Origin of the sequence: Dyadobacter luticola, from assembly GCF_005860805.1 — a bacterium.
Classification (GTDB): Bacteria; Bacteroidota; Bacteroidia; order Cytophagales; family Spirosomataceae; genus Dyadobacter; species Dyadobacter luticola.
Map to the genome: position 1 here is coordinate 2,509,723 of NZ_VCEJ01000002.1, position 21,775 is coordinate 2,531,497.

Annotated in this window: 21 protein-coding genes; 9 read left to right on the plus strand and 12 right to left on the minus strand. The window is 45.7% G+C overall.

The window, feature by feature from the left end; translation table 11 throughout:
- Window positions 1-21 precede the first annotated feature (21 nt).
- Genes FEN17_RS10450 through FEN17_RS10470 form a run of 5 tightly spaced genes read right to left on the minus strand, consistent with a single transcriptional unit; the run spans window position 22 to window position 5,005 of the window.
- A complete protein-coding gene (locus FEN17_RS10450; RefSeq protein WP_138365183.1) occupies window positions 22-855 on the minus strand; it encodes a glycosyltransferase family 2 protein in 834 nt (277 codons plus the stop codon).
- Window positions 848-1,876 carry a glycosyltransferase gene (locus FEN17_RS10455; protein ID WP_138365184.1) on the minus strand — a complete coding sequence of 343 codons (1,029 nt, stop codon included), beginning with the start codon at window positions 1,874-1,876 and terminating at the stop codon, window positions 848-850. The genes FEN17_RS10450 and FEN17_RS10455 overlap by 8 nt, the downstream gene beginning before the upstream one ends.
- Window positions 1,873-2,934, minus strand: coding sequence for a glycosyltransferase (locus tag FEN17_RS10460; protein WP_138365185.1), 1,062 nt, complete (start codon window positions 2,932-2,934; stop codon window positions 1,873-1,875). Before FEN17_RS10460 ends, FEN17_RS10455 begins: the two co-directional genes overlap by 4 nt.
- Entirely contained in the window at window positions 2,931-3,953 is a 1,023-nt protein-coding gene (locus FEN17_RS10465; RefSeq protein ID WP_138365186.1) for a glycosyltransferase, read from the minus strand. The genes FEN17_RS10460 and FEN17_RS10465 overlap by 4 nt, the downstream gene beginning before the upstream one ends.
- Entirely contained in the window at window positions 3,950-5,005 is a 1,056-nt protein-coding gene (locus tag FEN17_RS10470) for a glycosyltransferase (protein ID WP_171037892.1), read from the minus strand. The genes FEN17_RS10465 and FEN17_RS10470 overlap by 4 nt, the downstream gene beginning before the upstream one ends.
- Before the next feature lie 142 nt (window positions 5,006-5,147).
- Between FEN17_RS10470 and FEN17_RS10475 the strand changes: the two genes are divergently transcribed.
- Entirely contained in the window at window positions 5,148-5,513 is a 366-nt protein-coding gene (locus FEN17_RS10475) for a DUF2200 domain-containing protein (RefSeq protein ID WP_138365188.1), read from the plus strand.
- Between the two features lie 47 nt (window positions 5,514-5,560).
- On the opposite strand, the gene FEN17_RS10480 is transcribed toward FEN17_RS10475, so the two are convergent.
- On the minus strand, window positions 5,561-5,806 hold the full coding sequence (locus FEN17_RS10480; protein ID WP_138365189.1) for a DUF3253 domain-containing protein: 246 nt from the start codon (window positions 5,804-5,806) through the stop codon (window positions 5,561-5,563).
- Window positions 5,807-6,056: 250 nt separating this feature from the next.
- Between FEN17_RS10480 and FEN17_RS10485 the strand changes: the two genes are divergently transcribed.
- Window positions 6,057-6,461 carry a nuclear transport factor 2 family protein gene (locus FEN17_RS10485; RefSeq protein ID WP_138365190.1) on the plus strand — a complete coding sequence of 135 codons (405 nt, stop codon included), beginning with the start codon at window positions 6,057-6,059 and terminating at the stop codon, window positions 6,459-6,461.
- Window positions 6,462-6,565: 104 nt separating this feature from the next.
- Here the strand turns inward: FEN17_RS10485 and FEN17_RS10490 are convergent, their stop codons facing one another.
- The gene (locus tag FEN17_RS10490) at window positions 6,566-7,132 is read right to left on the minus strand and encodes a hypothetical protein (RefSeq protein ID WP_138365191.1); all 567 of its coding nucleotides are present in this window, start codon (window positions 7,130-7,132) and stop codon (window positions 6,566-6,568) included.
- Window positions 7,133-7,264: 132 nt separating this feature from the next.
- On the opposite strand from FEN17_RS10490, the gene FEN17_RS10495 reads away from it, so the two are divergent.
- The 4 genes from FEN17_RS10495 to FEN17_RS10510 all read left to right on the plus strand — a co-directional run bounded on the left by FEN17_RS10495 (window position 7,265) and on the right by FEN17_RS10510 (window position 14,033).
- Window positions 7,265-9,649, plus strand: coding sequence for an outer membrane beta-barrel family protein (locus FEN17_RS10495; protein ID WP_138365192.1), 2,385 nt, complete (start codon window positions 7,265-7,267; stop codon window positions 9,647-9,649).
- A 188-nt stretch (window positions 9,650-9,837) separates the two neighbouring features.
- Window positions 9,838-10,950 carry a transaldolase gene (tal, locus tag FEN17_RS10500; RefSeq protein ID WP_138365193.1) on the plus strand — a complete coding sequence of 371 codons (1,113 nt, stop codon included), beginning with the start codon at window positions 9,838-9,840 and terminating at the stop codon, window positions 10,948-10,950.
- A gap of 34 nt (window positions 10,951-10,984) precedes the next feature.
- Window positions 10,985-11,404 carry a BLUF domain-containing protein gene (locus FEN17_RS10505; protein WP_138365194.1) on the plus strand — a complete coding sequence of 140 codons (420 nt, stop codon included), beginning with the start codon at window positions 10,985-10,987 and terminating at the stop codon, window positions 11,402-11,404.
- A 145-nt stretch (window positions 11,405-11,549) separates the two neighbouring features.
- Complete coding sequence (locus FEN17_RS10510; protein ID WP_138365195.1) at window positions 11,550-14,033, plus strand: bifunctional YncE family protein/alkaline phosphatase family protein; 2,484 nt, start codon at window positions 11,550-11,552, stop codon at window positions 14,031-14,033.
- A 54-nt stretch (window positions 14,034-14,087) separates the two neighbouring features.
- On the opposite strand, the gene FEN17_RS10515 is transcribed toward FEN17_RS10510, so the two are convergent.
- On the minus strand, window positions 14,088-14,903 hold the full coding sequence (locus tag FEN17_RS10515; protein ID WP_138365196.1) for a 3-keto-disaccharide hydrolase: 816 nt from the start codon (window positions 14,901-14,903) through the stop codon (window positions 14,088-14,090).
- 221 nt (window positions 14,904-15,124) lie between these two features.
- Here FEN17_RS10515 and FEN17_RS10520 point away from each other — a divergent pair, with 221 nt between their 5' ends.
- Window positions 15,125-16,225, plus strand: a complete 1,101-nt coding sequence (locus tag FEN17_RS10520; RefSeq protein WP_205748124.1) for a DUF6242 domain-containing protein — start codon at window positions 15,125-15,127, stop codon at window positions 16,223-16,225.
- Window positions 16,226-16,272: 47 nt separating this feature from the next.
- Here the strand turns inward: FEN17_RS10520 and FEN17_RS10525 are convergent, their stop codons facing one another.
- Window positions 16,273-17,154: an SDR family oxidoreductase gene (locus FEN17_RS10525; RefSeq protein WP_138365198.1), complete on the minus strand. Its 882-nt coding sequence runs from the start codon at window positions 17,152-17,154 to the stop codon at window positions 16,273-16,275.
- Window positions 17,155-17,241: 87 nt separating this feature from the next.
- Here FEN17_RS10525 and FEN17_RS10530 point away from each other — a divergent pair, with 87 nt between their 5' ends.
- Together FEN17_RS10530 and FEN17_RS10535 are read left to right on the plus strand one after the other, a co-directional pair.
- Window positions 17,242-18,072 (plus strand): helix-turn-helix domain-containing protein, encoded by an 831-nt coding sequence (locus tag FEN17_RS10530; protein ID WP_138365199.1) that lies wholly within the window; start codon window positions 17,242-17,244, stop codon window positions 18,070-18,072.
- Between the two features lie 86 nt (window positions 18,073-18,158).
- The gene (locus tag FEN17_RS10535; protein ID WP_138365200.1) at window positions 18,159-19,028 is read left to right on the plus strand and encodes a HEPN domain-containing protein; all 870 of its coding nucleotides are present in this window, start codon (window positions 18,159-18,161) and stop codon (window positions 19,026-19,028) included.
- A gap of 25 nt (window positions 19,029-19,053) precedes the next feature.
- Here FEN17_RS10535 and FEN17_RS10540 read toward each other — a convergent pair whose 3' ends face one another.
- From FEN17_RS10540 to FEN17_RS10550, 3 genes are all read right to left on the minus strand, one after another.
- The gene (locus tag FEN17_RS10540; RefSeq protein WP_138365201.1) at window positions 19,054-19,827 is read right to left on the minus strand and encodes an SDR family NAD(P)-dependent oxidoreductase; all 774 of its coding nucleotides are present in this window, start codon (window positions 19,825-19,827) and stop codon (window positions 19,054-19,056) included.
- Window positions 19,828-19,862: 35 nt separating this feature from the next.
- Entirely contained in the window at window positions 19,863-20,270 is a 408-nt protein-coding gene (locus tag FEN17_RS10545) for a helix-turn-helix transcriptional regulator (RefSeq protein WP_138365202.1), read from the minus strand.
- Window positions 20,271-20,376: 106 nt separating this feature from the next.
- Window positions 20,377-21,714: a glycosyltransferase gene (locus FEN17_RS10550; RefSeq protein ID WP_229208763.1), complete on the minus strand. Its 1,338-nt coding sequence runs from the start codon at window positions 21,712-21,714 to the stop codon at window positions 20,377-20,379.
- Between the last annotated feature and the right edge of the window lie 61 nt (window positions 21,715-21,775).

Sequence of the window (21,775 nt, forward strand, 5' to 3'; positions counted from 1 at the left end):
GCTTACATACGGACGAACCTATCAATACGGATTAGGAGAAATGCTGTTTTTTATCTGATAGTCTGAGGGATTTTGAAGGACGGTAATGTGGTCCGCCTGATCGATTTTTATCAGTCCCATCGCTGCAAATGCTTTCAACCAGCGCTGCATCGGCAAAACATTCCATTTTTGCCGGTACCGCGTAGCATTCTCAATGATCGAATGAAAGTGGTTTACCGGCGGATCGTGCTTGTTGTGATATTGATGTAAAACATAGTCGTGTACAAAGATCAGCGCCATGTTTGCCTCGTGAAACATCATCGCGAAATCCGTATCCTCTGCCCCATACCCGATAAAGGATTCATCAAAGCCGCCGATTTTTTCGAAGGTTTGTTTTCGAACAGCGAATATTAACGACCAGAACTGCAAATGCTCCACCGGCACGCCGACGGGAATGTGCTCGCGTGCAGGATGCGCCACTGCCTGATGCATCAAGTCGTCATAGCTCCCTGTTTCTGGCAACATTGGCAGATATAATGGGTAAGCTGTAATGATAGTATCCGCCTGCACACGCATCAGCATATTTGCAAAAAGGCTTGGCGATACAATGCAGTCGACATCGATAAATATTACATTATCGGTTTTGGCAGCAGCTACTCCCCTATTCCGCGCGGCCGCGAGCGGCAGCTCGTGCGTTTCGTTTATTAAATGGAGGTTTACATTCAGGTTATCCGGAATGGTAATTCCATCCAGGTTGTCCATGCACACAATCTGGATGTCATGAGGAAGCATGGTCGATGCCTTTACAGATTCGAGCAGATTGGCTAGCTGCTTACGCCTTCCTTTCACAATTGTTACAATACTAAATTCAGACATACCAGTTTCTCATTTTTTGCGCTATTTCCTCGGGCGCTGATGCATTGACCAGATTTTTGTAATCGGGTATAAACCTTTTCGCTTTTTGCAGCACATTTTGCCACTGCTCAGCACTGAAATTTTCCTGCGCCAACAATGCAATATGCTGCTCAGCTAGCACCTTCGCATGCACAACTTGCTCGTCGTACGGTCTGGGCTCCGGGAGCAGGATCAGGCGTTTTTTCATCGACAAAAGCTCCGCAATCGTATTCTGGCCGGCTGCCGAAATCACTACTTCTCCCGTAATCGCTTCCCGGATATCTTTAACCGGGCCGAGCAATGTACAATTTGCACCTACATCAAAATCCCGCTTGTTCCCGACAATCGTAAATTGTGTGCTTTGATCTTTTGTGATGTTTTGAAGTACCGTTTCATCGTAATTATCATAGCCTAAAAGGACTGTTACCTGATCGAAATGCGGGCGGCTGCTTGATGTTAATGCACGACCAGCGTATTGTGAAATGTATCCGCTATAATAGGTTTTGGATATAAAGGAAAAGTTCGCCTGTTCAAGAGAAGAAGGAAAATGCGCGATGATATGATCCGCGAGTTCATGCGCAAAAACCTGTGTCGGATCGCTCATGACATTTCCCGGCAGATGGATCAAAACAACCGGGACACCCATACCCCGCACCATGATCGCCAGCTCGGGCACACCGTCGCAGTAGAAAGCCTTGGGCTTGAAATGTGCTATCGCTTCCGCCAGCGCCTTTGCCCGGTGTGCAGGTTCGATTGCATACGGCGTAACTTCAAATGCTTTTGAAAAGGTATGTTCCGGTATCTCGTAGTCGGCGGGATATTTTGGAGGAAGTTCCAGCACGCGCACATCATGTCTTTGGTGCAGATACGCGGTAATTTCCTGGTTGGTCGTAATCGCGATCACCTCGAAATAAACCGATAATACCGGGTACAGCATATTGAATGTTGCCCTGTGGCCATTTCCGTGCGCGTGTACAAAATAGAATAGTGTCGGCTTTTTCATTTCACGACTTTTTGGGCAATGCGCTCATATACATGCACATAAGCCGCGGCAGTATTCTTTAAATCAAATGTGGCTGCAAAATCCCTGCATGCTTCCGGCTCCGATTTTCTAACCATTTCTAACGGCGCTATCAGGTCCCGCCAGTCGTGGGAATCGACGGCTATGGACACTTTTTCATTGCGCAACTCCGGAGGTATGGCGGTGTAAAAACCAACGACGGGCAAACCGCTTGCAAGCATTTCCACCGTACTTAGTCCGAAAGGCTCTTCCCAAACTGCGGTTGCCAAAAAAGCCGATGCGCCCGCCACCAGTTTGCCTAACTGCTGCTGCGTGGCGTGTCCCAAGTATTCGATATGTTGGTTTAGCTGCGGCTGGATATGATCCTGGAAATATGCTTTGTCAAAAATGGATCCGACGATCTTGAGGGGCCGTTTTAGATAATTAGCCAGCTGTATCGCGGCTTCCAAGTTCTTTTCTTTTGCAATACGCCCGCTCCATAGTAAATAGCCGTCCGCATTCCGCGATTGTAGCTGCCACTTTTCGAGCGGTATGCCATTCAAGATCACCTCTACTTCTTTACTTAAAACTGCCTTCCACTGTTGGCTCATCCGCTTCGAAATACCGATGGGTAAAACATTGGCTTGCTTGATGAAAAACTGATACATCAGAACGAATTTCTCCGTCGGCGGCAAATGCAATGTGAGTACGCTGGGCGTGTTATGGAGGGCGCCGACGGCGTAGATTTCTGGTATAAATGCGTTGTAGTGGATGACGTCGTAGCGGCTCGCGTTGAAAATGCCATACTGTAATGTCTGATAATGTTGCTGCCCGAGCCACTCCGGACAGGGCCGGTACGAATCATCCTTCATGCTCAGCGGGCTCTCATGAAATTCAATAACCTGAAACAGATTTTTTTCATCCGCATCTTTTGCGATCACATCGACGGTATGCCCCAGGCGCACCAGTGCATTGGCATGCTCCACGATGAATGCTTCCGTACCTCCGTTGTAAGGTTCGCGCAGCGAAATGAATGGTCCGGCAACCAGGAGTATCTTCATAGCAATTCCTGAAAGTGATGGATATAGCGCTCCGCCATCGTTTGTAAAGAAAATGTCTCGGCGTGGCGCCTCACTTTGGCACTGTCGAGTGGTATAGCAGCTTCGATGGCCTGCGCAAGCGAGTTTACATTCCTTTGTTCCGCAACCACTCCGCTCTCAGCATGGATTAACTCCCGGAAAGCACCGCGGTCGAATCCGGCTACCGGCACGCCTGCTGCCATGGCTTCAATGTTGGTGAGGCCAAAAGGCTCTTCCCAGCGTACGGCACTGACCATAGCGGCTGCGCCTTTCATATGTAAATGAATGTCGGATTGTTTTAGATGACCAAGGTAGGTGTCGCTTTCCGTCATCCGCCGCCTGATCTGCTCTTCGAAATAGGTTTGATCATCGAGCGGACCGGCAAACTTCAGGGGTATTTTAAGCTCGTGGGCCGCATCTAGGACAATGTCCAAACCTTTTGCGTGGACGATCCTTCCAAACCAAAACAGATAGTCCCGGCTTTCGCGTACGAGCGGCCACTTACTTAGGTCAACACCGTTATAGATGACGGTTGAACCATTATTTAAATAAGGCTGCCAGGAGGCTTCAAAGGATTTGGAAGGCAAAACAAAATGCAGATTTTCAACACCAGAGCAAATCTTGATCGCTGCTTTTAACTTGGCGATGGGCGGGGTATGTATGGTAGTCACCACCGGGATCGGCGCCTTCACGCCCCATGGTATCGGCAGCTCGTGGGTCGAATTGTTGTGAACAATATCAAAATCGTTTTGTTCAATGTCTTTTAATATGGACAGGTATTCATCATTTTCATATATTTCAAAATGCGCACTTTCCCGATTTTCATCGCCGTAAAACCCTTTTACATTCAGTTCCGGGTCGCTGTCTGCGTGTGCATACAAGGTAATGTTGTGGCCGAGCCGGATGTACTCTTTACATAATGCGTGGGTAAATGCTTCCAGCCCGCCCCGAAATGGCTCGGCAATCGGCAGTCTTGTTTTGGCAATCACAGCAATCTTCATATTGCCGGTATCGCTTCTTCACCAACATTTTCCAGCAACAAAACTTCCGTATAAAGCTTTACGTAGTTTGAAGTCATATTTTGGATATTCATGCGAGATGCAAATGCCTTGCAAGTATCCGGGTTAACAGAAACGCTCTTTTCAACCAGCTCTATCAAATCCTGCCAATGGTGAGATATTGTTTTCAATACGCTTTCATGCGCCCAATCCGGCGGGACGGCCGTATGAAAACCCACAACTGGTACCCCGCTTGCCAGCATTTCCAAAGCTGCCAAACCAAATGGCTCCTGCCAGGTTGCGGTTGCGAGATAGGCGGACGCTTTTTGAGCCAGGCCGCTCAGTTCCCGCTGGGTTAAATGCCCAACGTATTGAATCTGAGCATTGAGATGCGGTTTAACCTGCTCATCAAAGTAATGCTGGTCCACAATTCTGCCTGCAATTTTCAGCGGCAGCTGCATGTGTTTTGCCAGGGATATTGCTGCCGCTACATTCTTCTCTTCATTGATCCGCGCCGACCAGAGCAGATACGCACGGTCTTCCGATTGCTTCGTCGGCCATAGATCCATGTTGATACCATTGTTAATCAGCGGCATATCAGTACCCAATGCTTCGTCCCAGTCACTTTTGACCCTTTCTGATATTGCTACAAATTTTAAATCGCTTTCCCGGGAAAGTTGTTTGTAGGCAGCTATTCGCTTTTCGTCCGCCGGTGAATGCAGCGTGAGAAATGAAGTTTTATCAAAATGCAATCCTGCCTCTAACAGGTGCGGATAAAACATGTTGTAGTGAATGACATCGTAGGCATCAAAATCCAGATTTTGGAACTGCCGCTTTTCCCGAAGAAGTTTAGAAAAGCCCGTGTTTTCAAAAATAGCAGTAAATGGATTGATGAGCGCAAACTTCGCATTGGCTTCGGCTTCCTCCGCAACAACATCCACAATGTGCCCCTCATCAACCAGTTGGTTAGCAAAAGAAACAATAAATGCTTCGATGCCGCTGTTATACGGCTCTTTCAATGAAATACCAGGACCAGACACAAGTAGAATGTTCATAAAAAAATGCATCCAATCTTCATGCCAGTAATCTACCCGGCATAAAAGGCTACATATACATTGGATCGGGATTTGGTAAGTGGTAAAAAAATTTCAGAAATTACTTATTGATTATAGATGGAAACCAAGATCCCACGGAGGTATGCAGATCACAAATGAACACAATGAGAAAATGGCCAAAATGACCTTTTCGTCAGTCTATCCGCACTACGTTGCAAAGGTTGAAAGCAAAGGCAGGACCAAAGAAGAATTGCACCAGGTAATTGCATGGCTGACTGGCTTTGACGATCAAAAAGTAAAGGAACTGATTGATGAAAAAGCGACGTTCGATACATTTTTCAAAAAGGCAGAACTGAATCCGAATGCAGAACTGATTACGGGCGTCATCTGCGGCTATCGCATCGAAGAAATTGACAATCCACTGACGAGAAAAGTGAGGTACCTGGACAAACTGGTCGACGAGCTGGCAAAAGGAAGGAAAATGGAGAAGATCCTTCGAAAAGCATGAAAAGTACTTCCTGATATCCTGGCAGTCGCATAGTAGCTATTGTTGCTTCAAACAATTTTAATGCGCACCGGCCCTTTGATAGCATTCACATCAACCGGGATTCCTTTTTGGGTGATGACCACATTGCCTTTGTTATGCAAATCAATCGCCACCTCGCGCACCTCCTCCATATGTTTTCGCCAGTCGTCGGGAAATAGCATGCGCGCAATTTCCGAGGGACAAGTGCTTTTGTCAGCGCCACGATCGCTGGCAGTAGAAAGAATAGTTGACGCTATTTTCTGGTAATGCTGCATGTTTGGTGATCGACAGGCCCAGTCCGAATGATGGTGTGTGCCCAGGCAACATGGTCTTGCGGTGGTTTGGCAGAACGTTTACAGCGAATTTATAAAATTACTTGTATGCCACAATGCAAGTTGCTCAGAGATGGTTAGTACCATTGACATTTATCAACCTTATTTCTTACGAAATGTCATGGGTGGTGGCGAATAAACCGCCCAATTTTGCAGTGTCAAAAACAACACAAGAATTTAAAAAAACAACGACATGAAAACTGCAAAAGAACTATTAATGGGTTATCTGGAAAACATTGGCAATCCTGATGTTCAGATCGAATTATTCGCCGAAGATGCTGTATTCGAGTTGCCTTACCTTGCCAGTTTGGGAATTCCGGCACGGTGGGAAGGCCGCGAAGTGTTATACAATTTCCTCAGTAACCTGCCAAAGACATTCCCCGGCTTCAAATTCAAGAACATTGAAATCCACATTGACACGCCCGACCAGGCTTTTGGCGAGTACGAGGCTACCGCGGTGATCGCTTCAAATGGCAAGGATTACGCCCAGCATTATATGGGCCGCGTTGTCGCTGAAAATGGTAAAATCAAATTGATTCGCGAAGCTTTGAATATGGTGCCGGTTGTGAGGGACATTAAAGGCATCGCTGTTAACTAAAAGAAGTTGGGAAAGATTCGCTTTAAGCTATTTCCAACAAGGGGAAGTAACCGCTTTGAAAAACTGAAACCGCCTAGCATACGACCTACGTTTTATTCCGGACACTATTTTCTATGTAGTGTAACCGGAATTTTTTTATCAAAACGGTCATCCGCAGAATCGGAAAATCCAGCGCCGGTTTTGGTGACATAGGTGAAGGAAAGTTTGAGCTGAATGACATCATCCTGCCAGGTGCTTCCGGTTTCAGACATCGATACATTGAATGACTCCCGCACCTTTTTTTCCTCATTGATCGGTGAAAAGGAAATCTTGTCGATATCATGCCCATCGTCGGATTTAAGTAGTCCCGAAATCCGGTCATTCTCCACGCCGAGCCTGCTTTTGATGACGGCCGTTCCCGTAAATCTCAGTTCATCCTGGTGGTTAAATCCCCGGCTTTTGCTGCGATTCCGCTTTTTTTGTTCCGGTTCTGCGATAACCATTTCAATGTGTTTGGTTATGCCGTCCGGATCTTTGAAATCCCCCTGCCAGGAGCCAACCAGTGTAGCAGTATTGCTGCCGGAAGCAAATGCCCAGGGCCGGTCATACCTGAACTTCCAATCGAGAATAAAGGAATAAACTGCCAGAAACACCCCCGCAAGCACTAAACTGACTATAAATTTCTTTGCCATGTTTTTTAGGAGTTTAGTGATTGTAGTCGATAACCTTCTAGTAAAAGGCAGTGGCCGGTACTTTTCTCCTTTTCCTGTAACCTTTCTGCATACCGGAAGTTTCCATATAACAACGTATTAATCTTGTTATTCATGGGAAAAGTGTATTCTAATTTGCGCGTATTTGTAGTGACTTTTATTTGGTTTTTGTTAACCCATTTTAGCGCGCCTGTTCTTGGACAATCTTTAAAAATACAGGGTAATGTTATTGAAAATGTCGATGAAGCCGGATTAGGTTTTGCTTCTGTTTCATTGATTGGATTGCCCGATTCAGTTACAGTTAATACACAACTTACCAATGAAAAAGGTTTGTATGAATTTAGTAATGTAAAGCCCGGTAAATACTTTATTACGGCTTCCTTTTTGGGCTTTGAAAACGGAAGTTCAACTTCCTTTGAGATATTTTCTGAGGATTTAACTGTACTCACCTTAAAGCTTGTTAGCAGCACAAATAATCTTAAAGAATTAACCGTAAAAGGCAATAAACCTCTGCTGGAAAGAAAAATAGACCGCATGGTTTTTAACTTATCAAATTCCATTTTTGCAAAGGGATCAGATCTGATTCAGGCGCTGGCTTTGGTACCGATGTTGAAGTTGGAAGAGGGTGTGATTTCGATTATTGGCAAGGGTGGTGTCTCAGTAATGATTAATGATAAAATGTTGCTACTTAGAGGTAGCGAGCTCGTCAACTACCTTAAAACACTCAGGTCTGACGACATTGAAAAAATTGAAATTATAACTACTCCGCCCGCAAAATATGAGGCGCAGGGAAATGGCGGCTTGATCAATATTATTTTGAAGAAAAACCAGTCCTTAGGCTGGCGGGGATCAGTAGGAACATTTTATTCACAGAACAACCGTCCGTCATACGCAAACAATCTGGCCCTTTATTATCGGTCAAGAAAACTGAGCAGCTCCTTGACATTTAACCAGTCCAACTATGGCTCTATTATCAAAGAATCATTTAACATCACGGGACGCCCTAGTGAAATTATTAGCGATGAGCGAAGATTAGGGACTTCGCCTGGCTTACAAACCGGCGCAAGTGTCGATTATGCGTTAGACAAGCGAAACAATATCGGGCTCATTTATAATATCTCAGACAATAAATCGAATACGACCTTTAACAATAGTTATAGATTTGTTACCGATAATCGTATTGACTCAGTCTTAAACACTACCGGGAAATTTTCAAGACCATTGTTTACACAAACATTAAATATTTACCACGATCTGAAACTTGACTCGACCGGGAAGAAATTAAGCAGTTCCGTCAATTTTTTCATGAATAAACCTGAAATGAAAAATAACTTTATTTCGGAGTCAGAAAATACATATAGCTCGGTTCGAAATAATAACATATCTAAATACCATATCTGGTCTGTTCAATCTGATTTAATATTACCCTATCACTGGGCTAAAATCGAAACTGGTATTAAACTGGCAAATTTTAATAATAATGCCAATATCGAATACTATACCTATTCCGACGAAGGCTTTTTACTGGATAAAACACGTAGCAATGAATTTAACTATACAGAAAGCAACATTGCGTCTTATTTTAGCATGGAATCGGAGCTATCAAAAAAGTGGGTGGCCAAAGCAGGTCTGCGCTATGAATATACACTTATGGATGGTTATTCGCCTACCTTAAACCAGCGTAACAAGCGTCATTATGGGGCCTTGTTTCCAACTGCCTACATTGTTTATAAAGCCAGCAATAACCATGTATTCTCCTTAAATTATTCACGTCGGATTAACCGGCCAAGCCTGAATTCCTTAAATCCATTCGCCTATTATACCAACATTTACACGTATGCTGTCGGAAATCCACTGCTCTTACCCTCATACAGCAACAATGTTGAACTTAATTATTTATATAAAGGCATGTTTTCTTGCACCGTATTCACACAACATACGAGTGATATCATTTCAAATCTCACGACGGTTAATGGTCCGGACTTAATTACAAGTAGAGGAAACTTTTTGACCCAGGATAACATTGGCACCTACTTATCATTTAACCGGTCATTTTATAAATGGTGGGACAATAGCGTCTACGTCTCGTTTTTCTATGCTTCGCCCAAATCGAAAATAGCGGCTATCAGTACGCCTGGCGGAACCTCTGCCTCATTTAGCATCAATAATAGTTTTAATGCCACAAGCCTTCTCAGCTTTTATCTGAATTACAATCAAAATCTCCCTTCAACCGATCGAAATGTGTACACTTACGGCCAGCGTAGTTTTAGGATTGGGGCAAGGATCAAGTTGCTTCAAAATAACTTAATCATCAGCCCGGGTTATTTTCTGGGAACTGTAAATAAATACGATATGCATTACAGTGACTTTGTGCAAAGTACCAGAACCGACTATAATTATAACACTTTCACACTCACTATGAACTACTCATTCGGCAGATCCAAGGTATCCGGAAATAACAAGGATATCCGTTTCGATGAAAAGAGACGCGCGCAATAGCTTTCTGCCGCGTTGGCACGATGTTATTAAGTCGCCCGCGAATTCATGCGCTCATCTTATTTAAAATAATCCGAACAGAAGAAGAAATTTCAGCGTTGCAAGGAGTGTAGACACCTGCATAAAGTTCGACTACTGTCCCGGCTTAGCGCAGTAGCATTGAATTCATTACACTTAAAAGCGATTTAATTATGGAAACCAATAAAGTAAAGCAGATACACGATTTTGGCCAGAGCATCTGGCTGGATTTCATAGACCGAAAAATTATTTTTTCAGGCGAATTGAAGAAACTGATCGAGGAGGACGGCGTACGGGGCGTAACTTCCAATCCTGCCATTTTTGAAAAAGCCATCAGCAGCAGCGCGGATTACGATGAAGACATTGCGCGGCTATCCAAAGATGGATTTACTACCGAAGAAGTATTCTTTAAAATGGCTGTATCTGATATCAAGCTCGCTTGCGACGTGCTGGCTCCGGTATATAATGAGGAGGATGTGGTTGGTGCGGATGGCTATGTAAGCCTGGAAGTTTCGCCATTTTTGGCGCGGGATACGGAGGCTACTATCCAGCAGGCACGTGAGCTTTGGCAGCAGGTTGACAAAGAAAATGTGATGATCAAAATTCCCGGCACGGAGGCGGGCCTATCGGCGATTGAGACTGCCATCAGCGAAGGAATCAATATCAATGTGACCTTACTTTTCAGCCTGGAACGTTACGAAGCGGTTGTGGAAGCATATATCTCGGGCCTGGAAAAAAGGGCTGAACAAGGTTTGCCTGTCGATCGGGTAGCTTCTGTCGCCAGTTTCTTTTTGAGCCGGATAGACATTTTGGTCGATCCGGTTCTCGACAAAAATGGATTGGGTGACCTCCGTGGACAAGTTGCAATTGCTTCTGCAAAAATGGCTTATCAAATTTATAAACGCACATTTAGCACCGACCGCTGGAAGAAATTGGCTGAGAAGGGCGCAGTACCGCAGCGGTTGCTATGGGCAAGTACCAGCAGCAAAGACCCTGCATTTAAGGATACCCGCTATGTAGAGGCGCTTATCGGGCCAAACACCGTAAACACCATCCCGCTTCAAACGCTGGAAGCTTTCTGTGACCATGGCGATGCTGCAAGCAGCCTGGAAAAAGACCTTGACGGAGCCACAGAAATTTTAGAGAAGATAAAAACAGTGGGCGTTGACATGGATGCTGTGGCTACGCAACTCGAAAATGAGGGGATTGATAAGTTTACCGAGCCTTTCCAAAAACTGCTGGATGCCATCGATACGCAGAAAAAACAATCTGGAACGAATTTTTAATTAACGGTTGCCCTGCGATTAAATAAAAAAATTCATGACTTATTGTATTGTGTATCTAAGTGCGTCGAGAACGCTGATGGAAGACGGCGAATTGCAAAGTGTACTGGCGCAAAGCCGTAGAAATAATGCCGCGGCCGACATTACTGGCGTGTTACTCTACTGCAATGGCAGCGTTATTCAGGTTTTGGAAGGCGAACAGGAGGCTGTAACTGCATTGTTTGAGAAAATAAAATTCGACTACCGCCATAGCCAGGTCATCGTTCTCTACAAAGGCAATGTGGATAGCAGATCATTTGACAAATGGGCGATGGGTTATATCACGATGGAAGACCGGAATATGGAAGAGTTAAAAGACCAGCTGTCTTTTATCGAAAATCCCTACGACTCATCTACCCGTGAGAATAAGATCTTGTCGCTTGTCAAAACATTCTTTAAAAATAATTATCGGAATTAGGAAGGAAAATAAAAGCCGTAGTGAGCACAAGTGTTTCTTTTCAAACCGGCTTTTATTTTACCTTATTGTTAAGCGATAAACTCTCCTGCATATTCTTTGTATTTTGCCAGCGCATATTGCAGGCATTTCTATACATCGAATTGTTATGATAAGTTACCTCAGACCAGGATTATGCTTGTTGCTGTCAGTGATTGTTTTTTGCGGATGCAGGAAAAATACTGGCCAAACCTCCGAGGAGGCGGCAGTTTACAAGGAACTATCCTCTAAGCGCATCAACCTGCCGAATGGCTGGTCATTAACGCCGGTGGGCAGAAGCCTGGACCTGGACGACTTGCCTCTGAACCTGGTGGTTTCCCCTTCAAAAAAATACCTGGCCGTGACCAACAACGGACAGAGCACGCAAAGCATTACGCTGATCGACGCAACTTCGGAAAAATTACTGGATTCGGCCAAAGTTGGAAAGTCCTATCTGGGCCTGGCATTTAGTCAGGATGAGAAAACTTTGTATGCATCGGGCGGGAATGATAATCAAATCTTGGTATTCAACATTCAGGACCAGCAGCTTGTCCCGAGCAAACCGATTATGTTGGGCGCTCCCTGGCCGGTGAAGATTTCACCGACGGGAATCGCGGTTGATGATGCAAAGAACCTCTTATATGTAGTTACCAAGGAGGATAGCTCGCTCTACATTTGTGACACGCAAACCAAAAAGACCGTTGGCAAGTTGAACCTGGGCGCTGCTGCCTACACTTGTTTGCTTGCTCATGATAAAAAAGAGCTTTATGTGTCGCTCTGGGGTGGCTCGCGCATCGTAGTTGTAAATACGGAGACTCAGAAAATCGCCGCGGAGATTGCTACCAACAAGAATCCTAATGATCTGCTGTTGACCAAAGACGGCAAATTTCTGTATGTCGCCAATGGTAATGACAACACCGTCGGCCTCATTGATCTTACCAAAAGACAGATTTCCGAGACATTAACTACGTCCCTATTTCCTGACGCGCCGGTAGGAACTACGCCTAACGGACTGGCTCTGAGCGAGGATGAGAAAACATTATACATTGCCAATGCGGATAATAACTGCCTTGCCGTATTTGATGTGGAAGTAAAAGGCCGCAGCCATTCGATCGGTTTTATCCCAACCGGCTGGTATCCGACGGCGGTGAAGACGATTGGTTCTAAAATTTTCGTGACCAACGGAAAAGGATTTTCTTCGAAAGCCAATCCAAAAGGCCCAAACCCGAATTTATCCAAAGTACCGCAGCAGGTTGGCCCCAACCCGCAGGCATACACAGGCAGGGAACAGTACATCGGCGGACTCTTTAAAGGTACATTGTCGATAATCGACGCCCCTGAGCCAGAGGTGCTTTCGGCTTATTCACGGGTGGTTTACAGCAACACCCCTTATACCAAGAAGAAGGAGCTCAATGCAGAAGGAGAAGCAGGTAATCCCATTCCGATGAAAGTTGGTGATCCTTCGCCCATCAAATATGTGTTTTACATTATCAAAGAAAACCGCACCTACGACCAGATCCTGGGAGATATGAAAGAGGGAAACGGTGACGCATCGCTGTGCCTTTTTCCGGAAAAAGTTACGCCGAACCAGCACGCGCTGGCCCGCGAGTTTGTGCTGCTGGATAACTTCTATGTCGATGCAGAAGTCAGTGCCGATGGGCATAACTGGTCATCGGCGGCCTACGCCAATGATTATGTGGAAAAAAACTGGGTGACCAGCTATGGCGGCCGCGGCGGGACATACGATTACGAAGGCCAGAAAGAAATCGCGCATCCCCGCGACGGGTTCATCTGGGACCATGCACAACGCGCCGGGGTGACATTCCGGAGCTACGGGTGGTTTGCCGATGATGAAAAGCCAAACATTAAAACGCTGGAAGGCAAATACTGCCCCACTTTCAAAGGCTATAATCTCAGCTACAAGGACATTGATCGCGAGGCGGCCTGGGAAAAGGATTTTGATGAGCTGGTAGCGGCCGGTAAGCTTCCAAAATTGAACACTTTGCGCTTCGGAAATGACCATACATCGGGCGCCAGCATAGGGAAACCGACACCTTTTGCAGCGGTGGCAGATAATGATCTGGCCGTCGGGCGTTTTGTTGAGCACCTTTCCAAAAGCAAGGTTTGGAATGAATCGGTGGTATTTATTTTGGAAGATGATGCGCAGAATGGCCCCGACCATGTGGATGCACACAGGTCCATTGCATTTGTCGCCGGCGGTTTTGTAAAACGCGGTTTTGTGGATCACACCATGTATTCCACTTCGGGTATGCTGCGGACGATGGAGTTAATCCTGGGAATCAAACCAATGAGCCAGTATGATGCCGCGGCCAAACCAATGTGGAGATGTTTTGCCAATAAAGCCAATCCTGCCACTTTCACCGCCAAAGAAGCAGGTGTGGATCTTTCTCAAAAGAATGTGGCGGTCAATAGTAACTCGCGCCGGACAGACCAGTTTGACCTGACCGTCCCCGACGCAATCGACGATTTGATATTCAGTGAAATCGTGTGGCAAACAGTACGGGGCGAAAAAAGCATTATGCCCGCTCCCCGGCGAGGTGCATTTGTGAGAGTGGGAAAAGACGGTGATGACGAGGAGGAGGACGATGACTGACGCGCAGTTTTTGGAATGTTAAACTCCAACTACGATTCCCTCTCACCTCACATATCATTTCAATAACTCGCCAGGTATTTTGGTGATTGGCTCTACCATCAGGTCCCGGTAAAATATTTCCGCACCCTCGGATTGCAGCTGGATCTGCCCTTTTGTAAGCGGTTCTTCACGCCCGTCGACCAGGTGGCGCGTGTTTGTCAGTACCATATTCACCTTGCCATTGATCACATGAACGGCCGTACCACCGAAGCAATACAGATCAATGGTGTTCCACTCGCCGGATTTCAGTTCGTTATCGATACTCTTCAGACAGGACCGGCCGATGGTGGTTTTATCTTTAAATGTTACTTTCGGTGCACCCTTGTGGTAGGCATACTTACCCTTTTCATTTTGCTGTGATTCAATGTCCGCCAGCACATCCGATACACCCCAGTAATCGCCACAATCACCTTCCTGCACCTGAAACTCAAACGATTCTTTCCAAAGAAAAGAGGAACCATAGTCACCATTACTATGAAAAAGCAATCCGCTGTCACGCGGCGCATTAAGCTTGGGAGGCCATTTTTTGGTACCCCATTTAAAATGCAGTCGTAAATGATAATTCTCATAACTGCCTACGGTAGTCACTGCGCCGAAAGTCTCACCCGATATCCGTATGGCCGGTTTTCCGTCTTCTGTAACCACAGAAAAAACCTTGTTCGGGTCGTTATTCAAGCCGATCGGAGAACCTTTCACATTCTGGTCGGCACGGTCCAGATAGGTTTCCCAGCCCGACAGGTCTTTTCCATTAAAGAGCGCTTGTGAAGACTTTTTCTGGGCTTTCAGTTCACCTGCGAACAGCAAAATCAATATGACTGCAAAAAACTTCATATAAGTAGGTTGTTTGATAAGGATCAAAGACAACGTGTAGATTCGATCTACTATCTATACCACTACGAGCGCCCGCTACAAAAATCCACAACAGTCCTTCAACCATCTTTTACGTTTCGTTTACATTCTTTTACCAACCATCTGATATATCTCAGCACGAACACCGGTAGGTTTGCGGTCACCGCAGTGGTTGAAATTCAATGGCTTTAAAAAAGAAAAAAATGAGAAAACGATTTGTGTTTATTCCGGCTATGCTCCTGCTATTTCTGCTAAATTCTTTTGTGCTGAAACATAAGGGAGCGAAAACAAAATCCTTGACCGAGGGCACTTCATCGGAGGTTGCCAACATCATTTTTAAATCTGCTGATGGTGGAAAAACCTGGCAGGACATTAGCAAAGGGCTGCCTGACAATTTGCAGAAAGGGGGTATACGGAGCGATGGTTTTTTGGCAAATGACCGTGGGCTTTATCTACGTGCCGGAAACAAGTTTTATCACAGTGAACCCAGTTTCGGCGCCACTATCTGGACAAAAGAAAACTTCCCCGGTAACCAGGCTAGCATAGCGCCCGGCAAGAGCGGAATATTTGCCTACAACTTCAGAGGTCAATTTTTACAAAAAATAAACGGATCGGGCAACTGGTCGCCTATGTACGCGAATTTTCAGGAGCAGGCGGTACGCCTGAACGGCGAGAAAGATTGGATGTATACACACTTTAAGGAGAAACTGGTACGCGATATTTTCGAAACGGCCGGAGGCACCGTTTTCATCGTTTGCAGCAATAGCCTTTTCAGATCAACGGACCGTGGAAAAACCTGGAAACAAGTGCAGGCCGGGAGTGGAACGATGAGATTGGTTGAGTCAGACGGCGTACTTCTGGCTACTTCCAAAGAGGGAATATTAAGGTCCACCGATGATGGCCAGAGCTGGGACCGCGTGATCGGTGACGAGGGTGCCGGAATCGCTGTAGAACGTATTGACGGCGGATTTGCGGCCATTGTTAACAACACCACAACCGGGACAAACAGCATGTACATTTCATTGGATAGCGGAAAAAACTGGAATGCCATCGGTGAAGACCTTAAACCTTCCTGGATTAGTTTGCTGATGAAAAAAACAGGATTGACCCAATCCTCATCAGATATTTCATCCATCAAACAGATGGGCAAATATTTAGTCTGTGGTCGCTCAGACGGTATATTCCGCTCTTCGGACCTGGGCAAAACCTGGCAGCCACTAACACTTCCCCCGGTAGAAAATTTTGGCTTTAATTTTTCTGTTTCAGGCAATGTGATTTATGTGATACCCAATAAGGGATGTTGAGTGGCTGCCAAACATTGAAACAATGTGTGCTTCAAAAACAGTTTTCCCTAAGCTTTGAAATAGTCGGCATAATCCTTCGCAAACTGATCAAAGCTGCGGGGCAGATTTCCGGTTGCATCCGCCACCCCGGATGCAACTTCGTCTGCTTCACCTCTTTGATAATGCGCGTAGTCTTCCACCAATCCTTCTGCCTGCCACTGGGGAAAGCCTACTTCCAGCAGCATTTTTTCCAAAGACCGGGAATCCAGATTCACGAACATGATCGGCGAACCTACTGCGGCTGACAGTTTTTCCGCTATATCATTATGTGAAAGTGCTTCGGGGCCGGTCAGGTTGTATATTTTGTCTTCTTGTGCCGGGTCGGTCAGCGCTGCTGCGGCAACCGCTGCAATGTCCCGGACATCGATCAAACTAATCCGGGCATCTCCTACTGCGCCGAAAAATACGCCCTGATTGCGGATCGTGTCTCGGAAACCCAGCAATCCCTGCATAAAAAGATTTGGCCTGAGAAAAGTAAATCGTAGCCCTGATTCACGGATTTCCTCCTCCACAGCGGCGTGATAGCGCAGGAAACGTACCGGCGAATCGGCACTGGCAGCCCACTGCGACAGCTTTACGATGTGCAGCACACCGGCTTGCCTGGCCGCTTCCACAAACCTGAGCTGCTGTTCTTCTGCCTGCTCCGAAGAATTGGTAAGCAAGAAGGAGCGCTCGATTCCCTGCAATGCATTTGAAAGTGAACCCGCATCATCGAAATCACCTTGAACGAGCTCAGCGCCGGGCAGTTTTGCCAGATCGCCGGCCTTACTTATGGCGCGTACCATTGCTTTGAAATGCACTCCCCTGCCCGAAAGAGCTTTGCAGAGTTCCATCCCGACGCTACCTGTGGCGCCGGTTACCAGTATTTTGGGTGAAGCTGATTGTATCATTTTGTTGAATGTTTTGTTATTTGCTTTAACTGCCGTCAAAATTAATGGTGCGCAAACCGCATAAATTGTAAGAAAACGAAAGGGACTATGCCGGAGATTGGTGTTCATTTTGACCCGCCTGCCGCTTTGGCGGATGTGATCAAGCACTTTTATTGCATACAAACCGGCCCTGATTTCGAGCCGGTCTCGCAGCATTTATCCCCAAGCCTGGAAATGATGCTGATCTTCAATTTCGGCCCGCCGGTACCCGCCGCTTTTGGGGATGCGCAAATTCCACTGAATCAGATCGGGAAGGTGGTTTTGATAGGGCCGCTGAGAAAAATGCTGCATTATAAGCTACTCCCCGAAACAGACCTGGTAGTGGTTACTTTTAATGCACATGGTTTTTACCGGCTTTTTGAAATTCCGGTTAATGAAATGCAGCCGGAGCTCATACATGACCCCGACAAGCTGCTGGGCATCCTGTCATTTGAAATGCTTTGGGAATCACTGCGATTACGCAAAACCGAAGAACGCATTCAGATTTTGCTCGAGCACGCCGAAGCCTTTATCCAGGATCCTGAAACTGAGAGTCTTCCGTTGTTGGAAAGTATCGGGCAAAATCAGCTGTTTCAGACAAGTCCTTCAAAGGCAATCGCGTTGGACGCACACGTTTCAGAGCGGGTTATTCAAATGCGGTTTCAAAAATATGCCGGCTTTTCGAGCAAGGAGCACCTGCGCTATCTTCGCTTCAAGCAGGTGATTGACCACATTATTCACCAGGAGGGCGATATTGATTGGCTGGATATGGTAACCCAATTCGGCTACCATGACCAAAGTCATTTAATCAAAGATTTCAAACATTATCTGGACACAACGCCCAGGAAATTTGTGCAGGATTTGCTTGGCAAAACATTTTGTGTGAACAAACCGAAATAATGCCTTGCGACCGACATAAGCACGAAGAGACCATGGATTTTTGAAATTTTGTATCTTACCAAAAATTCAAAAACCCCCACACACGAATGAAAACTTCCCTATCCCACCTCCCACAAAACAAGCAAGACCAGTTAAAAGCGGTTACCAAAATAATTCTGGACAAAGTCCCCGCCGAAATGATCATCCTTTTCGGCAGCTACGCGCGCGGCGATTGGGTCGAAGATTACCAGGAGAAATACGAGTACGTCAGCGACTTCGACATTTTGATCATTACCAAAGACAAAAATTCCGCCAGGCAAGTCAAGAAATCGCGGGAACTGGAAAAGGAATTAATGGACAATGCTGAAATCACGCGAACGAGCATTATCTACCATAGCATTGGTTTTGTGAATGACAAGATCGAGCGGAATTACTATTTCTTTGTCGATATTTTGAGAGAAGGAATTTTGCTTTTTGATTCCGGGAAATTCACTTTATCAGAGCCGAAGCTTATGAACCCAGAAGAAAGGCAATTAAAAGCTACGGATGCATTTGATCATTGGTTTAAATCAGCTTGTGCATTTTTGGTAGGTTTTAAACTTTATTTTCAGGAGGCAGAAAGTGATTCAGTTTTCTACACTAATGCGGCTTTTGAGCTTCACCAAGCGACAGAGCGATACTTTACCGCAGTCCTTTTAGTCTTCACAGATTATAAACCCAAGATTCATGATATCGAGGAATTAGGGAATCAAGCCACTAAACTTCATTCTGGTTTCGCTATGGTTTTCCCCAGAAATACAGCCGAGGAAGAGCGATTGTTTCAGCTTCTAAAAAAAGCCTACATTGATGCAAGATATGAAAAGCATTATAAGATTGAAAAAGCGGAATTGGAATACCTGGGCAGCAGGGTTACATTATTAAAAGAGTTGACGGAACGGATTTGTCGGGAGCGGATTGCGCAGTTGGCGGTAGAGTGATGGTGGTTCAAATACTGATTTTCTATTACCATAAGGAATCCGAATACTGTCTGGTCTGAAAGCGGGATGCGCTTTTCTCAAATAAAATTGAAACGGGTTGACCGGAAAGCTCCGGCTGAATGTTTTCCGTAATTCCATAACCTATTGTTTCAGTCTCGCTATTAAACAACTTGTTAAAAACTGAGTCGCAAAATTCATCCAAATCGGCGCCGTGGCTGGAATTGCCAGCGAGATTTGTTGCAATGGCCGGAGGGATTAATTCAATCACTGAGCAAGAGGTGTTTTCCAATGCATGACGCAGCGTCACGGTATAACTATGAAGTGCCGCTTTACAGGCGCTGTAAACTGGTGCAAATGCTTGCGGTATATAAGCTCCGCCAGAGGTTACATTGATGATATAACTTGGTTCCTTGTGTGTTAGTAGCAAAGGAATTAGCAAATGATTGAGATGTACCGGGCCTGAAAACAGGATATCAATTTCTCTTTGGCGCTCACTCCACGGCGCAGTATCTTCTGCCAATGAAACCCGGCGCTGAATGCCTGCATTATTAATGATGATGTGAAGCGGGGCCATCATCTCACTGACATGCCGGGCCAACATTTTGCGCTGTTTTGCATCACCAATATCGCTTACCAATATTTTCAATTCTGGTAATTTGAGCCTTGCACTTTCTAGCTTTTCCTCTTTTGTTCCTGTAACGAGCACATGGCTGCCGGTTGCCAAAAACCGGGCGGCCAATCCAAAGCCAATGCCTTCACTACCGCCGGTAATGAGAATATTTTTGTTATTTAAATTCATTTGTGACCTTTTAAGTTGTTCTCAAAATTAGGTCACTAAGAATTCGGAAAATGGTCTTGATTTAAGTTTTTCAATTGTGCGGTCCTGAATTCTTTGGGGGTAATTTCGAAAATCCTTCTGAACCATTTTGTGAATTGCGTCGGTTCAAAATCAAGGATCAAAGCCACATCTTGTATTTTATATTCCGGATTTCCCAGTAGCGCCTTTGCCAGATGCCCGATTTCCGTCTGAAAGATCCCACATGCAGACATGCCGGTGAGTTCTTTCATGGTGTTGGTTAAATGCGTGGGATGGATACAAAGTGCCTGAGCGAAATCTTCAATTTCAAACATTTTATCCACTTTTCCGCTGACAAGATTTGTCAAATGTTCCTGAATGAGCTGCACGTACTGCTGGTGAATTTGCGCCGGCCGGCTCTTCTCATTTAAGTGGTTTTCATTCATCTCAATATGATATGCTTTGAATGTTACCTCAAATTATATGAAAAAAGCCGGGAAGACCACATAACTGCAAGCAATTGGGCAAAACTGGCGTATATCAGATTGTTACTTAACCCTCCACAACAACAGCGTGAGCTTCAACCTGGCCCAGCAGTTTTGCAACATAGTTTTCACAAAGCAGATTGGTATCATAAAGGGCGAATTCCGAACCCAGCATTTGGGCGCTTCTCTTGTATATTGGATCGCTAAGTACCTTTTCGACGCCTTTTCTAATTTTATCAGCAGTCGGTGTTTCGGTTTTCAGGTTTACGCCAGCTTTGAAATAACCGATCCGGGCCGTAATCTCATTTTTCCCCTCGTGCACACCCGCGGCCACCATCGGAAGCTTGTGCTGCAAAGCCAGCATCGTACCGCCATAGCCACCGTTGGTAATGTATACGTCGGCATAAGGCATGACCGAATTGAAATCAATAAAATCCTCGATGATAAAATGGGATTGGGGATACCGGTCCCGCAGCTCGCTAGTCCGGGACCCGCCGGTTGTTACAATCACCAATGTTTCCGGATCGTCCTTGAAAGCTTCCAGGGTTGGGTAAATCAGCTTTGCCGGATCACGTTCCACAGTACCTTGCGTGACTAATATCACCTTTTTGTATTGGGAAACACGGGCTGCCTCGCGAAACGGATGTTTGCCTCCCTGGCTGTAAGGCAACAGCGGGCCAACAAACTGGATATTTGGACCCAAATCAGGGCGTACGTATTCAAAACCCGGCGTTCCGCTTTGCAGGTAAAGATCGGGATCGTGGGTGAGTGCATCAAAAACAAACTCGGTCGTAGGCGCCACACCGTAGCTGGTCAGTACCCGGTTGTAAACGTCCGTACAAGGTTTTAAAAGTACATTTTTGACCAGGTAGCGAAGAAAATCTTGTTTTAATAATCCAAAAAACGATCTGGATGGCTCCATACCCAGGCCGGTTGGCGGCAACACTTTTGAACTCTCACCCAAAGGACTGATCCCGATTGAAACCATGGGCACATTAAACAGTTTCTTGATGATCGTGCCGGCTGTAAACGCCGCGTCGCAAATCAGCATATCGAAAGGAAATTCCTTGTAAATCTCCTGCACATCGCTTACCAGCTCCGGGGCACGCAGAAAAAATACGTTGTTCAGATCAAAACGCAGGCGTTTGATCGTGCCCTTCATTGCTAAACGTTCCGGAAATTCTGTGTCCAGGTTCAGCTGGTTAACCTCCCGCGCCTGCTGGAAAGGATAGAACGGGATACCAAGCTTTTTGATTTTTTCGGCGTAGCTCGGGCCGGTGTACCAGCGCACATCGTATCCGACTTCTTGTAAATGTTTAGCAAGTCCGGTCAGCGGATTCAGGTGGCCGTCCAGTGGCATGGTGGCGATCAGGATACGTTTTTCGCTCATTTCATTATTTTTCATGACTATCTTTTTGTTTTATGTCATGCAAAAATCAGCCGCTTTTCAGGCAACCGAAATCCTA

Coding starts and splice junctions, on each gene's coding strand:
- FEN17_RS10450 (WP_138365183.1), bottom strand. CDS start 855: ATGTCTGAATTTAGTATTGTAACAATTGTGAAAGGAAGGCGTAAGCAG.
- FEN17_RS10455 (WP_138365184.1), bottom strand. CDS start 1,876: ATGAAAAAGCCGACACTATTCTATTTTGTACACGCGCACGGAAATGGC.
- FEN17_RS10460 (WP_138365185.1), bottom strand. CDS start 2,934: ATGAAGATACTCCTGGTTGCCGGACCATTCATTTCGCTGCGCGAACCT.
- FEN17_RS10465 (WP_138365186.1), bottom strand. CDS start 3,953: ATGAAGATTGCTGTGATTGCCAAAACAAGACTGCCGATTGCCGAGCCA.
- FEN17_RS10470 (WP_171037892.1), bottom strand. CDS start 5,005: ATGAACATTCTACTTGTGTCTGGTCCTGGTATTTCATTGAAAGAGCCG.
- FEN17_RS10475 (WP_138365188.1), top strand. CDS start 5,148: ATGCAGATCACAAATGAACACAATGAGAAAATGGCCAAAATGACCTTT.
- FEN17_RS10480 (WP_138365189.1), bottom strand. CDS start 5,806: ATGCAGCATTACCAGAAAATAGCGTCAACTATTCTTTCTACTGCCAGC.
- FEN17_RS10485 (WP_138365190.1), top strand. CDS start 6,057: ATGAAAACTGCAAAAGAACTATTAATGGGTTATCTGGAAAACATTGGC.
- FEN17_RS10490 (WP_138365191.1), bottom strand. CDS start 7,132: ATGGCAAAGAAATTTATAGTCAGTTTAGTGCTTGCGGGGGTGTTTCTG.
- FEN17_RS10495 (WP_138365192.1), top strand. CDS start 7,265: ATGGGAAAAGTGTATTCTAATTTGCGCGTATTTGTAGTGACTTTTATT.
- tal (WP_138365193.1), top strand. CDS start 9,838: ATGGAAACCAATAAAGTAAAGCAGATACACGATTTTGGCCAGAGCATC.
- FEN17_RS10505 (WP_138365194.1), top strand. CDS start 10,985: ATGACTTATTGTATTGTGTATCTAAGTGCGTCGAGAACGCTGATGGAA.
- FEN17_RS10510 (WP_138365195.1), top strand. CDS start 11,550: ATGATAAGTTACCTCAGACCAGGATTATGCTTGTTGCTGTCAGTGATT.
- FEN17_RS10515 (WP_138365196.1), bottom strand. CDS start 14,903: ATGAAGTTTTTTGCAGTCATATTGATTTTGCTGTTCGCAGGTGAACTG.
- FEN17_RS10520 (WP_205748124.1), top strand. CDS start 15,125: ATGAGAAAACGATTTGTGTTTATTCCGGCTATGCTCCTGCTATTTCTG.
- FEN17_RS10525 (WP_138365198.1), bottom strand. CDS start 17,154: ATGATACAATCAGCTTCACCCAAAATACTGGTAACCGGCGCCACAGGT.
- FEN17_RS10530 (WP_138365199.1), top strand. CDS start 17,242: ATGCCGGAGATTGGTGTTCATTTTGACCCGCCTGCCGCTTTGGCGGAT.
- FEN17_RS10535 (WP_138365200.1), top strand. CDS start 18,159: ATGAAAACTTCCCTATCCCACCTCCCACAAAACAAGCAAGACCAGTTA.
- FEN17_RS10540 (WP_138365201.1), bottom strand. CDS start 19,827: ATGAATTTAAATAACAAAAATATTCTCATTACCGGCGGTAGTGAAGGC.
- FEN17_RS10545 (WP_138365202.1), bottom strand. CDS start 20,270: ATGAATGAAAACCACTTAAATGAGAAGAGCCGGCCGGCGCAAATTCAC.
- FEN17_RS10550 (WP_229208763.1), bottom strand. CDS start 21,714: ATGAAAAATAATGAAATGAGCGAAAAACGTATCCTGATCGCCACCATG.